Here is a 12312-nt window from a genome sequence, read left to right as displayed (position 1 = left end):
AACGAAAGTTCTTACCACGTGATGAATATAACTATAATAGTACACGATTTATTCAGCTACGTATGGAAGTGGGAGGGACGAGTGTGAAGAATAAAAATAAAAGTTCAACAGTTGGAAAACCGTTGTTATATATTGCGCAAGTAAGTTTAGAACTTGCTGCACCGAAAATAAAAAGGATTATCCTGACAAACTTTGAAAATGAAGATCAAAAAGAGCAAAGTAATAGACAAGAAAATATTGTAAGCAGTGCTGTGGAAGAGGTATTAGAGCAAGAACAACAAGAAGAGCAGCAAGTGGAAGAAAAAATAGAAGAAGAGGAAAAAGAAGAACATGCAGAACAAGAAGAGCAAGAACCAGAACCAGTAAGAACTGTCCCGTATAATAAATCATTTAAGGATATGAATAATGATGAAAAAATTCATTTTTTACTAAACCGCCCTCATTACATTCCGAAAGTAAGGTGCAGAATAAAAACAGCTACAGTTTCTTATATTGGATCGATCATATCGTATCGTAATGGCATTGTATCTATTATGCCGCAAAATAGTATGAGAGATATTAGGTTGTCTATAGATGATATCCAATCGATTAGTATGGCCGGCTTTTAAATATGTAAAGGTGGTAGAAAGCTTCTACCACCCCAATAGTTTTTTAGTTTACTTTACGATAGAAACGTCGCGTAAGCATTGAATCGCACAGAAACAGCTTAAATCAACAGTAAGGCAAGTAGTTGTAGATATTAATCTTGCATTTGGTACAGCTAAAAACGTACAAATTGGATCGTCACCAGGTGGTACCGGAGTACCGTCACCTAATACTACAGTTAATACACGTAGCACAGCACAGCTATCATCATCTACGCTTTCCACACGGAAAATTGGAGATCGGCAGCTAGTAAGGCTTGCTGATGGTGCAAATGCTTCAAAAGGTTCTCCAGTTTTTGTGTATAAAATAAAAGGGCGTGTATTTGCTACTGATGCAGTATTATGTGCACCTAAGAATGGGATTTCACAACCAGATCCACATGTTGTTGTAGAACAATCTTGTAATTCATTGATGAATTTTACAACGTCAACTACACAATGAGAAGAGCCATGGTGTTTATTTTCGTTACAACTCATTAATGTCACTCCTTATCTTCTTGTTTGTATTTACATTAATAAGATATTGGAGTCGAGGAGATTTGGTCACAATCTCAAGACCTTTTTTTTTAAATAGGCGAAAGAGGATAAGGGAAGGTGGAATTATGCTGTTTACAAGCTGGCTTTTATTTTTTATTTTTGCGTTAGCTGCTTTTAGGCTCACTCGTTTAATTGTATATGATAAAATAACAGCCTTTTTGCGAAGACCATTTATTGATGAATTAGAGATTACGGAGCCGGATGGAAGTGTATCAACGTTTACAAAAGTAAAAGGTAATGGATTAAGAAAGTGGATTGGCGAATTATTAAGCTGTTATTGGTGTACAGGTGTATGGGTTAGTGCTTTTTTATTAGTTTTATATAATTGGATTCCTATCGTTGCGGAGCCGTTACTTGCATTATTAGCCATTGCAGGAGCAGCAGCAATCATTGAAACAATTACAGGATATTTTATGGGAGAATAATATATTTTCATAATACGAGAAAAAGCGGAGTTTAAAAGAATGAGGGAACGGAAATAAAGAGTTGTTCATATAGTAAATAGACAGAATTGACAGTAGAGGAGATGTTTGCTGTGAGCAATAATCCAAGGCAGAATTCATATGACCTGCAGCAGTGGTATCATATACAGCAACAACACCAAGCACAACAACAGGCATATCAAGAACAATTACAACAACAAGGATTTGTGAAGAAAAAGGGATGCAATTGTGGGAAAAAGAAGAACACAATAAAACAATATGAAGAATGAAACACTCATGCTACTGTGAGTGTTTTTTATTATATATAAAAAGCGGTATTTCTGTATTAGAAATACCGCTTTTTACTAGCTAATTTGTGCAACTGTTAATGCTGCAGCACGAATGTCTACAGTTCCAATCAACTCAACTGGTACAATTTGAATTAAGTCACCAGGATTTAAGTTAATAAGAATAACCCCACTGGATACGTCTACTTCACCAGTACCAATAACGTTAGAACGAACGGCTGTACCTGATCCAGGAATAATGTTAGCTGGTGTACCTAATGATAAGAAGAAACGACCAGCTTCTGGTGCAGTAGGTACGTTATCAAGACTAATTGTTAATGTATAACTGATTTGATAAATACCAGCTCGTAGAATTCGAATGCCATCTCCGACACTTACTGTATCGTTGATTACAGGAACAGTAATATTTGGATTTGGACTTACGCTAGGTAATAATAGTGGTGTAAATAGTGAAGCGAACTGAGGTGCAGAAGCATTGAAAGCAAAACCAAAGGCAGGTAGTGTACTAGCTGGCTTCGCCTCACAATCAATTTTAGTAAATTCGCAATCAGAAGAGAACATGTTTTTCACTCCTTTATCTGTTTCTACTTTCAGTTAATGAAAAGGACAGGTTCTATGTTCTAGACAAGTTCCCAATTTTAAGAAATTTACATAATAATACTCTTTAAGCATGGATTGGGTGGCAGATAATTCTGCCACCCAATCCATGCTTAAATCAGTATTTAGTTTTATATAGAAACATCGCGTAAGCATTGAATCGCGCAGAAACAACTTAAATCAACAGTCAGACAAGTGGAGGTTGATATTAGTCTTGCATTTGGTACAGCTAAAAACGTACAGATTGGGTCGTCACCAGGTGGTACAGCGGTACCATCACCTAAAACTACAGTTAATACACGCAATACAGCACAGTCATCATCATCTATACTTTCTACGCGGAAAATTGGAGATCGGCAGCTAGTAAGGCTTGAAGATGGTGCAAATGCTTCAAAAGGCTCTCCAGTTTTTGTGTATAAAATAAAAGGACGTGTATTAGCTACTGATGCATTGTTATGTGCACCTAAAAATGGAACTTCGCAACCAGATCCACATGTTGTTGTTGCACATTCTTGCAGTTCATGTATAAAACGAACGACATTCGATACACAGTTGAAATCACACTCATGTTGATGATCTTCATTACAATTGCAGCTCATTATGTTCACTCCTTCTCGTGAGTTCTGACATACACTATTACAATATGAGTGGGATATGGCTGATATTACGTTAATTCTTATGATAAAAACAAGGAATTTATATAGGAGGGATGTACATAACACATTATAAAAAAAAAGACATCCTTATTTAGTGGATGTCTTTTCAGGTAAGTCTTTTCGCACAGTATATAAAAAACGAGATATATCTAATTTCTTTCCTCTGAAAAATTGCGGAGAAGAAATGTACAGTTCTTCTTTCGCACGTGTAATGGCGACATAAAGTAATCGGCGTTCTTCTTCTAATGCTTCAGAAGTTTCCGTAACACGATCATTTGCATCTTTTAAAGAAGAAGTATGCGGCAGGATCCCATCACTCGCTCCAAGTAAAAAGACACATGGAAATTCAAGGCCTTTTGCGTTATGAATTGACATAAGTGAAACGGCATCTTTTTGCGGCATTGTTTTTAATGCTTCCATTTCTTTTTGACCTTGAATCGCTTCGTCAATAAATTGTAAATAAGCTGGAATATCGGTGAAACGAGTTGCAGACTCCATTAATTCTTCCAACATTTCTTCTTGTATGTCTTTATGCATCGTAAAGGAAGAACGATCGTTACTTTGTAAGTACTCTAAATATTTTCCTTTACCATGAATGATTTCTTTTAATGCTTTTTTCGGTTCTAACTCTTTAATAAATTTAATAAAATCAATACGTTCATTTACCTTTTTCACTTGAAAAGGTTTTAAGATCGGATTTAATAGTAAGAAATGAAGAAGAGAAGGAAAACGGCCTTCACCATATTTCCATTGTTCACGTTCAATAAATGAAATACAATCATCACGTCCGATATACATCGTCGGTAATATGTTTGAAAGTGATTCTAGTCGAAACGGCTCAATCACGAGTCGTAAATGATCTAATACAGGCTTAATTAAAGAATGTTCATAAAATGATTGGCTTGCCCCGTGTTTAATAAACGGGATTTTATGAATGGTAAGTTGATCAAGTAACGAACGACTTACAGAATGTGTGCGATACAGTAAACAAAAATCTTTATAGTTTCGTTCACCGCTATCTACTTTTTCTTGAATGAGCTGTAAAATTTGATTTGCTTCATCAAGAGTTGTAGCAGGTCTTGCATAAAAAGGTTGTACACCTTCCTCACGAACGGAGTATAGCTCTTTATCAAAACGTTCTTGATTTAATTTTATAACTTCATTTCCAAGCCCGACGATAAAGGGATTGGATCGATAATTCGTATTTAGTGCAATGATTGTTGTGTTATCAAATTCTTTTGGAAAAGATAAAATAATTTGGTGACTTGCCCCTCGCCAGCCATAGATAGCTTGATCATCATCACCTGCGATGAACAAATTATTTCTTGGCGTGGCTAACAATTTTACAATTTCATATTGTGCATACGATGTATCTTGAAACTCATCTACTTCAATGTAGTGAAAACGTTGTTGTAATTGAGTTAGTAAAGGAGCATTATTTTCTAACATATAATATGTTTCTAATAAGATGTCATCGAAATCAATATAATTGTATCGTTGTTTTACTTCTTCAAAACGTTCATATACTTCTTTAAATTCTTGCTCCACTGGTGTTTTCGCTTTTACATCTTTCGGACGATTTAATTTGTTTTTCTCAAGTGAAATCATCGCAAGCATCGTTTCCGCATCGTAATCGTCTTTTAAACGCAATTCTTTTAAGATTTTCTTTATCATAATTTGTTTATGTTTTTCATTTGCTAAAATTTGCTGATTATACCCTTGACTACGAAGCAATTTTAAGAAAACAGAGTGGAATGTACCAGCAACAACGTAGCTACTTGCTGCATGATTCATACCTGGTAACTTCGCAACACGACTTCGGATTTCTTCAGCCGCTTTTTGTGTAAATGTAAGTAATAAAATATTTCGTGGATGAACTTGTTTTACATTTACTAAATAACCAACGCGAGTTGTTAAAACAGATGTTTTCCCGCTTCCAGCACCAGCTAGTGTGAGAACAGGACCTTCGGTTGTGCGCACGGCTTCTAATTGTTTTTCGTTTAAAAAAACATTTTGTTGTTCGAGAGCGCGGAAATAAGCCGCATCTACATCTTCTTCCATAATTAAATGGGTAGATGTTTTCGGAATATGATATGTCGCACGCGGAATATCAGCGTGTGTTAACGATTTTTGTGAAAATTTTTCTTGTGTCATATGTTCACCTTCAAAACTATAGCATCAACATTTAACTTTAGCGGAAGAAAAAGAAAATAGCAATGTAAAAAACAGGAGGGGTCACCTCCTGCTTTCAAATTACAATTCTTTTATCATTACGACGTGCGGGATATTTGCTTCCATAAATACATCAGAACTCGTTACATATCCAAGTTTTTTATAGAAATCTTCAGCATGTGTTTGAGCATGAAGTTTCAATTTTGGTAGCGAATTTTCTTTTGCATACGCTTCAAGCGCATCCATAACAATTTTTCCGATGCCTTTTTTTCGATGGGAACCTAGCACGCAAATGCGTTCCATTTTTCCGATACCATCAAGGGTGCGAAAACGTCCAGCACCAACTGGAACATCATTGTCATATATAACAACGTGTGTTGAAGTTTCTTCAAACTCATCGTACTCTTCTTCAGCAGAGACACGTTGTTCATTTACAAACACTTGTTTACGTACAGAGAATGCATCTCTTAGTTGTTCGTCCGTTTGTACAATCTGTGCGTGCAAATTAGTTGTTCTCCTTTCCAAGGTGGAATGTTTCGTGTACAGTCCATGTTCCATTTTCTAATTGATATAGAAGATGGAAACGATCAATTGGTTGTTCATAATAGAAATCTTTCATACGTAATCGACCTAATACATCAGCATGCTCTGCATCTGATAAGCCTTGTCCGATTGTTAAGTGAGGTACGAAAGCATATTCGCGTTCTTGCGTGAATAACCCGCCATGCATTTCTTCATTTAAGAAAGTAAGTTCAGGTGTTTTTTCTACTTTAAAATAAAGGACGTTATTAACAGGTGCGAATGAACCAACTTTCCCAACATGAAGGGTGAAAGGGTTCGTTTTACCTGCGATTGTATGTAGCTCGTTTACAATCGATTCTAATTGTTCATCTTGCGTCTCAAAGGGTGTTTTCAATGTAATATGTGGCGGAACTAATGCGTAGTGCGGGTCATAACGCTTACGCAATCCGTTCGCTTTATCTTGAATCATTTTAGATGGAAAAATTACAATGCCTAATTTCATGTTCCAATTCCTCCCTTTGTAAGTCTAGTTAGATTTTGAGATAAATAAATCTCTTTATCTATTATATCAAATTATTCTGAATACTGCTCTCTATTATTTCATTGATAGAATATGAGAGAAGGCTTTCGGTAAATCAGTTTGCCAATATTTCCAAGTATGATTACCTTCAAACTCCTCGTAATGCGTGATGAAATTTCTATTTATAAGAAGCGTATTTAACTCACGGTTCGGTTCTACGAAATCAGATACTTGTCCATCAGTACGTTTTACAGCCGTTTCTTCTGTGCCAATGACGTGATACAGTTCTAATGCTTGTGGATCTTTGAAGTCTTTTGCTAAGTTCATCACTGTCTCATCCACAAATGGTGATTGCATAACGACTTTACCGAATGTATGCGGATACATAAGTGCAGTCATAAAGGAAACTGTTCCGCCAAGAGAATCACCAATTAAAACACGACCTTTTCCCATTTGATACGTTGGATAATTTTCATCAATATACGGTGCAAGTTCATGAGCAAGGAAACGAATATATGCAGCATTTTTTACTTCATTTGGGAAATATTTTTCTTTACGATCATGTACATTTTTATATGGAATACCGACAATAATTGTACGGTCAATTTCTTCAGTTTCACGAAGGCGCTCAATTACACGGTGCGCTTTACCGAGCTGAAAATAATCTCTACCATCTTGTGCAATTACAACTGTATGTTTGTGCAGTGGTGTGTAATTTACTGGTAAATAAACGAGAAGAGTAACGTCTTCTTGAAGCGATGCGCTATAAAATGAAATTTCTTCAATTCTCCCTATTGTTTGACTCATGTAGATCCCCCTAAATAAAAATTTACTGTAACGATTGTAAGAGCGACGCTTGTAGTGAAAAAGGAAATAATTATTCACTAATTGGTGCCTTAATTTCTATTTTACCATAATGGTACGAAGAATCTAAAAAATTAGTATTTAAGTTATGAAAGAAAACGGATATAATGAAGTGGGATTTTTGACAGGTGAGAGGGGAGACAGGGTTTGAAACAAGAAAAATCAATCGCACTACCATTAGCTATTTCTATAATTGCCATTTCCTTTGCAGCAGTTTTTGTAAAGATGTCCTCAGCACCATCTTCAATATTAAGTATGTACCGCTTATGGATTATCGTACTTATTATGCTGCCTATCGTATGGAAAAAAAGAGAGGAATTTAATAGGATCCAAATGAAAGATTGGGGCTTTTTAATTGGATCTGGTTTCTTTTTAGCACTTCATTTTCTTTTATGGTTTGAATCTTTAAAGCATACAACAGTTGCTAGTTCAACAATTATTTTGGCACTTCAACCGATCGTATCTTTAGTTGGAGGTTTTTTTCTGTTTAAAGAAAGAACAACATATTCAGCCATTGCAACGATGGGAATCGCTATTCTAGGCGTAATGTGCATTGGTTGGGGAGATTTAGGTTTAAGTAAGCAAGCAATTTATGGAGACATATTATCCTTTCTAAGTGTAATAGCAGTTGTCGGTTATTTATTTATCGGGCAAACGACAGTAAAGAAAGTATCACACTGGATTTATAGCTTTACAGTCTTTGCATTCGCAGGTCTTTTTATGGGGATTTATAATGTCATATTGCAAGTACCCTTTACAGGTTATACGAAGTGGGATTGGACCGTTTTTCTTTTACTTGCGGTTGTGCCGACAGTGTCACATGTAATTAATAACTGGCTATTAAATTATGTAAATGCAACGACAATTTCAATGAGTATTTTAGGAGAACCTGTTGGAGCATCTATACTTGCGTTCTTCTTACTTGGAGAAAAATTAAACGCAATGCAAATTATCGGTAGCATGCTCGTATTGTTTGGTGTATCTGTTTTCTTATTACAGCAACAAAAGCGAACATCAAAAAATGTCGTAAACGAGCCGGTGTATACACAGGAATTATAGTGTTAGGGGAGAAAAGGGAAGTTGTGATACTTCTCTTTTTGTTTTATAGAAATACGGGCGTAGAAGGGGGAGGGAAATGGCAGAGATATTAAAGAAGTATATGAAGAATCTTACAACATTAAGTGAAGAAGAGCAGCAAATGATCCTCAGTGAATTACAAATTGAAGAATATAAAAAAGGAACAGTGCTCCTAAGACAAGGAAATGTTCCGTTAAAATGTTATTTTGTATTAAAAGGATGCGTTAGGCAACATAGTATAGATGAAGCAGGGAAAGAAGTTACATCAAATTTTTATACAGAAGAACAGGCAATTTCGAATTTCAACCATCATAAACAAGATAAATCTTCATCATATACGTTAACGTGTTTAGAAGATTGTATTGTAGTTGTTGGTGATCTACATAGTGAAAAGGACATGTATAATAAGTATTCACAATTAGAAGAAATGACGCGTAAAATGATCGAGTACAATTTCGGTGAAGTACAAGATGAACTTGCTGTATTTATCTCATCGACACCAGAAGAACGATATAAAACATTGTTACGAAAACGCCCGTATTTAATTAATCGCGTTCCACAATATCAGCTAGCAAGCTATCTTGGCATGACACCAGAATCATTAAGTAGAATTAAGAAACGGCTTAATTAGAGTGTTTACCACCTTTCAATAGTAGCCATATCGCAAGTCCTAATTCACCTGCAATCATAGGTAATTGGAATAGTGATTGTATGATTGAAATCATTGTATCGTATTGTGTAAACATTGTATTCATGACGTGAATTAGCATATAACCGGTAGCAGCAATGAACAGCAGTATACTAATAAACTTTGGTATCTGTTTAGAGAGAAAAGTTACATATCCTAAAACGAAAAGATGCAATCCAAAAATAATCAATCCTACAGACCAAATGTATTCGAATGCACTGAGAAACAACATCGTATATGTTTCTGGATTCGCAATTGTATTTTTTGAAAGCAACAATGCCAATATTAGATTGAATATAGCAATCCCAAGTATAGCTGTATACATAAGACGAAGCTAAGCTGCTAGTAATGAGAGGCTAGTATGAATTGGTTTTAGAAAGAAATAAAGAGCCCATGCGGCGACAATATCAGTAATAAAAATGGTAATCCACCCGAAGATTTCTGCTTTGAAAAGTGAATTTGAAGTTTGGATATTATGGAATGTTGTACTCGCATCTCCTTGTATAACGAGATTTCCATGAACAAAACCGTAAGAAAAAAATGCAATGAATGCCATAACAAGAAGAGAGGTACCAGCAAATAAGGCGTACTTTCGTTCAGTCATAATACGTCCTCCTTTTCTAATATTGTTTTCATTGTAATAGGGAAGAGGAGGAGATTCATTGACTTAAATCAAGAGGGGGAAAGTTTAGTGGAATTTCCATCAAAAAAAGATGTATGGTTATATCCGATTTTTTTTGTTGTCATAGGAGCGTGTTTTGCTCCTATATTTGCAGAGAGAGAATATTTTCTTTTATTTTTTACGATTCCGTTAGCCATAGTATTTATTTTTGGGTGGTTTTCAACCAAATATATTGTGGAAGAGGAAATGATTATCATTAGGTCAGGTTTTATTAAAAAACGTATTTTTATACGAGATATAAAACAAATTTCAAATACGAAAAATCCAATAGCAGCTCATGCTCTATCATTCGATCGACTTGAAATTGTTTACGATACACATAAAACAGAAATTATTTCTCCAAGAAATAAAGAACAATTTATTAATCTTGTAAAAAGTAAAAACTCAAATATTGAAATCAAGTAAAAGAGTGGCTACGAAGCCACTCTTTTACTTTGGATTTGTCATATAAGGTTGTACATGAATGACACATAGGTCACGGAATTTGCCTTCAGCAGTTGTGACAATTACGACTGCTCTACCTGCACTTTTTCCAGTAATCGTCACGGTGTCACCTTTTGGATATATGGTGATGATATCAGAATTCATATTTGACCAAATAAGCTCTTTATTTGTTGCTTGTATTGGCAAAATGGAAGCTGATAAAACAATATTTTGTCCCGTTTTTATTTTTAATTTATGCTTTTCCATATGAACACCGATGACTGAAATAACAGAAGGAGCAATTGAAATTTTAGGCGGGTTAGGTTGCATGTTTAAACAAGACGCAGAAGTATTTGTGATAGGTGAAAATTTTCGTGTTTGTTGTTGCTGGAAAGCTGCTAACATATTGGAGTCCCCTTTCTGTATAAGTGCTGATATTCATACTATAAAGGAGTAGTGTTATGTTAAATTTAACGAAACATAAAGAATTTGTTAAATTTGATAAGAAGATTGTCGAACTGTAAAAAGCTCTGCTGTTACGATAACAGCAGAGCTTTTTTTATAAATTATGACGATGTTGTTTTTCGAAATCCTCAAATTGCTCTTCAACTTCTTTTGAAGGTTGTGTTAGTAAACTAACAACTATGATTACTAGTAAACTAATAGTGAAACCAGGAATCATTTCGTATAAGAATTTTGTTAAGAATTCAAACTGAGTCCAGATAATAACAGTAGCGGCACCAGAAATCATACCGGCAAGTGCGCCCCACTTCGTCATACGTTTCCAATATAAGCTTAATAAAATAGCAGGTCCGAATGAAGAACCAAATCCAGCCCAAGCGTATCCAACAAGAGCTAAAATCGTATCATTTTGTTTAAGCGCTAATGCGCACCCAACTAATGCAATAACAAGTACAGCCATACGACCGACAAATACAAGTTCTTTATCAGATGCAGAACGTTTAAAGAATGTACGATATAAATCTTCAGTTACAGCACTAGAAGTAACGAGTAGCTGAGATGAAATTGTACTCATAATCGCTGCTAGAATGGCCGCTAATAAAAATCCAGTAATAAGTGGATGGAATAAAATTTTCCCAAGTTCAAGGAAAATTGTCTCTGGATTAGATAATGTCAACTCTTGTTGTGAATAGTATGCAATACCGATCAGACCGGTAAACATAGCTCCGACAACAGAGAAAATCATCCAGCTCATACCAATTCGTCGTGCACTTTTAATTTCTTTTACAGAAGAAATCGCCATAAAGCGTACGATAATATGAGGTTGTCCAACATAACCAAGGCCCCATGCGAATAATGAAATAATTCCTAATACAGAAGTGCCTTTAAAAATATCTAATAATGTTGGATCAATCGATTTAATTGTACTAAATGCAGGACCAAGTCCATTTACATTCATAATTGTAACGGTAGGAACAAGAATAAGAGCAACTACCATAATGATTCCTTGCACGAAGTCTGTCCAACTTACTGCTAAGAAACCACCAAATAATGTGTAAGCGACAACAACGCCTGCTACAATGAATAATCCAACATGATAGTTCATGCCAAATGAATTTTCAAATAATACAGCGCCTGAAACTAATCCTGAAGCTACATAAAAAGTAAAGAAAATCATAATAACAAGTCCGGATACTAAGCGTAGCATATGAGATTTGTCGTGGAAACGGTGTTCCAAAAATTCTGGAATAGTAATAGAGTTGTTTGCAATTTCTGAGTAGGTACGTAAGCGAGGAGCAACATAAAGCCAGTTTGCGTATGCGCCTAGTGTTAGGCCGATCGCAATCCAACTACTACTTAATCCAACGCTAAACATTGCACCGGGTAATCCCATTAAAAGCCAACCACTCATATCGGATGCTCCAGCACTTAATGCTGTTACTGCGGGGCCTAGTGTACGCCCGCCAAGCATATAATCTGTTAAGTTGGACGTTCGTTTGTAGGCGAAATAGCCGATTACTAACATCCCGAGCATGTAAATAGAGATAGAAGTTAAAGTTAACATCTGCGTACTCATGTAGTTCCCCTTTCTTTTGTCAGGTCTTTTGATGCGTTATGCATATTTATCCCGCATAAACGGGCAGTAAAACTCTCACCTTAAAATTGGCTGGGCAAGGAAGTTAGGTGGGAGATCAACTGTCCGTAAATGCCCGATTGGTTCAACTAATAATCAGTGGGG

Annotated in this window: 15 protein-coding genes and 1 pseudogene; 6 read left to right on the top strand and 10 right to left on the bottom strand. The window is 35.6% G+C overall.

The genetic code is table 11. The annotated features are described in order from the left end of the window. Positions 1 to 62 precede the first annotated feature (62 nt). Positions 63 to 608 (top strand): spore coat CotO family protein, encoded by a 546-nt coding sequence (locus tag RT27_RS23020; protein ID WP_080117245.1) that lies wholly within the window; start codon positions 63 to 65, stop codon positions 606 to 608. A gap of 48 nt (positions 609 to 656) precedes the next feature. Here the strand turns inward: RT27_RS23020 and exsY are convergent, their stop codons facing one another. Next, entirely contained in the window at positions 657 to 1121 is a 465-nt protein-coding gene (exsY, locus tag RT27_RS23015) for an exosporium assembly protein ExsY (protein WP_001277739.1), read from the bottom strand. Positions 1122 to 1246: 125 nt separating this feature from the next. Between exsY and RT27_RS23010 the strand changes: the two genes are divergently transcribed. Both RT27_RS23010 and RT27_RS23005 read left to right on the top strand, forming a co-directional pair. Continuing rightward, positions 1247 to 1606, top strand: a complete 360-nt coding sequence (locus RT27_RS23010) for a DUF1360 domain-containing protein (protein ID WP_000899664.1) — start codon at positions 1247 to 1249, stop codon at positions 1604 to 1606. A gap of 101 nt (positions 1607 to 1707) precedes the next feature. Continuing rightward, a complete protein-coding gene (locus RT27_RS23005; RefSeq protein ID WP_029948404.1) occupies positions 1708 to 1893 on the top strand; it encodes a hypothetical protein in 186 nt (61 codons plus the stop codon). Between the two features lie 75 nt (positions 1894 to 1968). On the opposite strand, the gene exsF is transcribed toward RT27_RS23005, so the two are convergent. From exsF to RT27_RS22975, 6 genes are all read right to left on the bottom strand, one after another. Beyond that, complete coding sequence (gene exsF, locus RT27_RS23000; RefSeq protein ID WP_016082446.1) at positions 1969 to 2472, bottom strand: exosporium protein ExsF; 504 nt, start codon at positions 2470 to 2472, stop codon at positions 1969 to 1971. A gap of 167 nt (positions 2473 to 2639) precedes the next feature. Then, positions 2640 to 3107, bottom strand: coding sequence for a spore coat protein CotY (gene cotY / locus RT27_RS22995; protein ID WP_016082445.1), 468 nt, complete (start codon positions 3105 to 3107; stop codon positions 2640 to 2642). A gap of 144 nt (positions 3108 to 3251) precedes the next feature. Continuing rightward, positions 3252 to 5318, bottom strand: a complete 2067-nt coding sequence (locus tag RT27_RS22990; RefSeq protein ID WP_043937645.1) for an ATP-dependent helicase — start codon at positions 5316 to 5318, stop codon at positions 3252 to 3254. Positions 5319 to 5417: 99 nt separating this feature from the next. Then, the gene (locus RT27_RS22985; RefSeq protein WP_000543305.1) at positions 5418 to 5840 is read right to left on the bottom strand and encodes a GNAT family N-acetyltransferase; all 423 of its coding nucleotides are present in this window, start codon (positions 5838 to 5840) and stop codon (positions 5418 to 5420) included. Between the two features lies 1 nt (position 5841). Then, the gene (locus RT27_RS22980) at positions 5842 to 6360 is read right to left on the bottom strand and encodes a YjcG family protein (RefSeq protein ID WP_016082443.1); all 519 of its coding nucleotides are present in this window, start codon (positions 6358 to 6360) and stop codon (positions 5842 to 5844) included. Positions 6361 to 6453: 93 nt separating this feature from the next. After that, positions 6454 to 7185 carry an alpha/beta hydrolase-fold protein gene (locus RT27_RS22975; protein ID WP_043937644.1) on the bottom strand — a complete coding sequence of 244 codons (732 nt, stop codon included), beginning with the start codon at positions 7183 to 7185 and terminating at the stop codon, positions 6454 to 6456. Between the two features lie 204 nt (positions 7186 to 7389). Between RT27_RS22975 and RT27_RS22970 the strand changes: the two genes are divergently transcribed. Both RT27_RS22970 and RT27_RS22965 read left to right on the top strand, forming a co-directional pair. Further along, positions 7390 to 8301 carry a DMT family transporter gene (locus tag RT27_RS22970; RefSeq protein ID WP_016082441.1) on the top strand — a complete coding sequence of 304 codons (912 nt, stop codon included), beginning with the start codon at positions 7390 to 7392 and terminating at the stop codon, positions 8299 to 8301. Positions 8302 to 8377: 76 nt separating this feature from the next. After that, positions 8378 to 8950 carry a Crp/Fnr family transcriptional regulator gene (locus RT27_RS22965; protein WP_016082440.1) on the top strand — a complete coding sequence of 191 codons (573 nt, stop codon included), beginning with the start codon at positions 8378 to 8380 and terminating at the stop codon, positions 8948 to 8950. Here the strand turns inward: RT27_RS22965 and RT27_RS22960 are convergent. Further along, a pseudogene (locus RT27_RS22960) lies at positions 8943 to 9611 on the bottom strand (DUF4386 domain-containing protein). The gene RT27_RS22965 and the pseudogene RT27_RS22960 sit on opposite strands and share 8 nt — an antisense overlap. Positions 9612 to 9698: 87 nt before the next feature. On the opposite strand from RT27_RS22960, the gene RT27_RS22955 reads away from it, so the two are divergent. Beyond that, positions 9699 to 10094, top strand: coding sequence for a PH domain-containing protein (locus tag RT27_RS22955; protein ID WP_043937643.1), 396 nt, complete (start codon positions 9699 to 9701; stop codon positions 10092 to 10094). Between the two features lie 24 nt (positions 10095 to 10118). On the opposite strand, the gene RT27_RS22950 is transcribed toward RT27_RS22955, so the two are convergent. Further along, a complete protein-coding gene (locus RT27_RS22950) occupies positions 10119 to 10517 on the bottom strand; it encodes an Ig-like domain-containing protein (RefSeq protein WP_000878735.1) in 399 nt (132 codons plus the stop codon). A 154-nt stretch (positions 10518 to 10671) separates the two neighbouring features. Continuing rightward, complete coding sequence (putP, locus tag RT27_RS22945) at positions 10672 to 12150, bottom strand: sodium/proline symporter PutP (RefSeq protein ID WP_016082436.1); 1479 nt, start codon at positions 12148 to 12150, stop codon at positions 10672 to 10674. Positions 12151 to 12312 lie beyond the last annotated feature (162 nt).

The organism is Bacillus sp. L_1B0_5 (assembly GCF_000836715.1).
Taxonomy (GTDB): domain Bacteria; phylum Bacillota; class Bacilli; order Bacillales; family Bacillaceae_G; genus Bacillus_A; species Bacillus_A thuringiensis_S.
Note: the sequence above shows the minus strand (reverse complement) of the source record. Positions and strands in the feature narration are given on the sequence as shown.

What these genes read in the sequence shown, in the direction of transcription:
- RT27_RS22980 (WP_016082443.1), bottom strand. Translation starts at nt 6,360, where the DNA reads ATGAAATTAGGCATTGTAATTTTTCCATCTAAAATGATTCAAGATAAA.
- exsY (WP_001277739.1), bottom strand. Translation starts at nt 1,121, where the DNA reads ATGAGTTGTAACGAAAATAAACACCATGGCTCTTCTCATTGTGTAGTT.
- RT27_RS22950 (WP_000878735.1), bottom strand. Translation starts at nt 10,517, where the DNA reads ATGTTAGCAGCTTTCCAGCAACAACAAACACGAAAATTTTCACCTATC.
- RT27_RS22990 (WP_043937645.1), bottom strand. Translation starts at nt 5,318, where the DNA reads ATGACACAAGAAAAATTTTCACAAAAATCGTTAACACACGCTGATATT.
- putP (WP_016082436.1), bottom strand. Translation starts at nt 12,150, where the DNA reads ATGAGTACGCAGATGTTAACTTTAACTTCTATCTCTATTTACATGCTC.
- RT27_RS23010 (WP_000899664.1), top strand. Translation starts at nt 1,247, where the DNA reads ATGCTGTTTACAAGCTGGCTTTTATTTTTTATTTTTGCGTTAGCTGCT.
- RT27_RS23020 (WP_080117245.1), top strand. Translation starts at nt 63, where the DNA reads ATGGAAGTGGGAGGGACGAGTGTGAAGAATAAAAATAAAAGTTCAACA.
- exsF (WP_016082446.1), bottom strand. Translation starts at nt 2,472, where the DNA reads ATGTTCTCTTCTGATTGCGAATTTACTAAAATTGATTGTGAGGCGAAG.
- RT27_RS22975 (WP_043937644.1), bottom strand. Translation starts at nt 7,185, where the DNA reads ATGAGTCAAACAATAGGGAGAATTGAAGAAATTTCATTTTATAGCGCA.
- cotY (WP_016082445.1), bottom strand. Translation starts at nt 3,107, where the DNA reads ATGAGCTGCAATTGTAATGAAGATCATCAACATGAGTGTGATTTCAAC.
- RT27_RS22965 (WP_016082440.1), top strand. Translation starts at nt 8,378, where the DNA reads ATGGCAGAGATATTAAAGAAGTATATGAAGAATCTTACAACATTAAGT.
- RT27_RS23005 (WP_029948404.1), top strand. Translation starts at nt 1,708, where the DNA reads ATGTTTGCTGTGAGCAATAATCCAAGGCAGAATTCATATGACCTGCAG.